Origin of the sequence: Streptomyces sp. NPDC008086 (genome assembly GCF_042957325.1) — a bacterium.
Taxonomy (GTDB): Bacteria; Actinomycetota; Actinomycetes; order Streptomycetales; family Streptomycetaceae; genus Streptomyces.
Genome location: NZ_JBIBIA010000027.1, coordinates 1,860 through 3,466 on the forward strand (window position 1 = coordinate 1,860; position 1,607 = coordinate 3,466).

Annotated in this window: 2 rRNA genes (1 of these 2 only partly in view); both read left to right on the forward strand. The window is 56.3% G+C overall.

The window, feature by feature from the left end:
• Positions 1 to 1,399 (forward strand): 23S ribosomal RNA (locus ACFZBP_RS42155) (it extends 1,796 nt beyond the left edge of the window).
• A 91-nt stretch (positions 1,400 to 1,490) separates the two neighbouring features.
• Positions 1,491 to 1,607 (forward strand): 5S ribosomal RNA (gene rrf / locus ACFZBP_RS42160).

Below are 1,607 nucleotides of genomic sequence, written 5' to 3' on the forward strand. Positions count from 1 at the left end.
CACGTGTCTGAGACCTGATGCCGAGCCGATTGTGGTGAAGTGGATGATCCTATGCTGTCGAGAAAAGCCTCTAGCGAGTTTCATGGCGGCCCGTACCCTAAACCGACTCAGGTGGTCAGGTAGAGAATACTGAGGCGTTCGGGTGAACTATGGTTAAGGAACTCGGCAAAATGCCCCCGTAACTTCGGGAGAAGGGGGGCCACACCTGGTGATGAGTTTTGCACTCTGAGCTGGGGGTGGCCGCAGAGACCAGCGAGAAGCGACTGTTTACTAAAAACACAGGTCCGTGCGAAGCCGTAAGGCGATGTATACGGACTGACGCCTGCCCGGTGCTGGAACGTTAAGGGGACCGGTTAGCTTGGATTCGTCCAGGCGAAGCTGAGAACTTAAGCGCCAGTAAACGGCGGTGGTAACTATAACCATCCTAAGGTAGCGAAATTCCTTGTCGGGTAAGTTCCGACCTGCACGAATGGCGTAACGACTTCTCGACTGTCTCAACCATAGGCCCGGTGAAATTGCACTACGAGTAAAGATGCTCGTTTCGCGCAGCAGGACGGAAAGACCCCGGGACCTTTACTACAGTTTGATATTGGTGTTCGGTTCGGCTTGTGTAGGATAGGTGGGAGACTGTGATACGGGCACGCCAGTGTTCGTGGAGTCGTCGTTGAAATACCACTCTGGTCGTGCTGGATGTCTAACCTGGGTCCGTGATCCGGATCAGGGACAGTGTCTGATGGGTAGTTTAACTGGGGCGGTTGCCTCCTAAAGGGTAACGGAGGCGCCCAAAGGTTCCCTCAGCCTGGTTGGCAATCAGGTGTTGAGTGTAAGTGCACAAGGGAGCTTGACTGTGAGACCGACGGGTCGAGCAGGGACGAAAGTCGGGACTAGTGATCCGGCGGTGGCTTGTGGAAGCGCCGTCGCTCAACGGATAAAAGGTACCCCGGGGATAACAGGCTGATCTTCCCCAAGAGTCCATATCGACGGGATGGTTTGGCACCTCGATGTCGGCTCGTCGCATCCTGGGGCTGGAGTCGGTCCCAAGGGTTGGGCTGTTCGCCCATTAAAGCGGTACGCGAGCTGGGTTTAGAACGTCGTGAGACAGTTCGGTCCCTATCCGCTGTGCGCGTAGGAGTCTTGAGAAGGGCTGTCCCTAGTACGAGAGGACCGGGACGGACGAACCTCTGGTGTGCCAGTTGTTCTGCCAAGGGCATGGCTGGTTGGCTACGTTCGGGAGGGATAACCGCTGAAAGCATCTAAGCGGGAAGCCTGCTTCGAGATGAGGACTCCCACCCACTTGATGGGGTAAGGCTCCCAGTAGACGACTGGGTTGATAGGCCGGATCTGGAAGCACGGTAACGTGTGGAGGTGACCGGTACTAATAGGCCGAGGGCTTGTCCTCAGTTGCTCGCGTCCACTGTGTTGGTTCTGAAACCACGAACGGCCCCGTATTGGCTATGTACGGTGCGGCATGTTTGAGAGTTTCATAGTGTTTCGGTGGTTATAGCGTGAGGGAAACGCCCGGTTACATTCCGAACCCGGAAGCTAAGCCTTACAGCGCCGATGGTACTGCAGGGGGGACCCTGTGGGAGAGTAGGACGCCGCCGAAC